Genomic DNA, 317 nt, shown 5'->3' on the forward strand with positions numbered 1-317 from the left:
AAAATGGGCATAAAAATTGCCCGGCATTTCTGCCGAGCATAAAGAAAGCACCGATCAGATTTCTCCGACCGATGCTAATAAACTGCTATTCTATTGAGATTTACAAATTGGAAGCTGCCATGCAATTATTTGTCATTTTCCAAAGAGGTAATGATTGCAGCCCCCATTACAACAATTGAAAGAATTGGACCGAGCTGAGGCCAATTCATTATTTCGGCTCCAAATACTGTGCCAAGGTATCCCAAGATAATAGCAATAATGGAAGAAATAGCTGCTTTTTTCATTTATTCGTACTCCTTTGTTAACTTCCGATTTTG

The 317-nt window shown here is 38.5% G+C and carries 1 protein-coding gene; it reads right to left on the reverse strand.

From position 1 onward, the window contains the following. Positions 1 to 125: 125 nt before the first annotated feature. The gene (locus tag M72_RS16980; RefSeq protein WP_176694750.1) at positions 126 to 284 is read right to left on the reverse strand and encodes a hypothetical protein; all 159 of its coding nucleotides are present in this window, start codon (positions 282 to 284) and stop codon (positions 126 to 128) included. Positions 285 to 317 lie beyond the last annotated feature (33 nt).

Origin of the sequence: Roseburia faecis, from assembly GCF_001406815.1 — a bacterium.
Taxonomy (GTDB): Bacteria; Bacillota; Clostridia; order Lachnospirales; family Lachnospiraceae; genus Roseburia; species Roseburia faecis.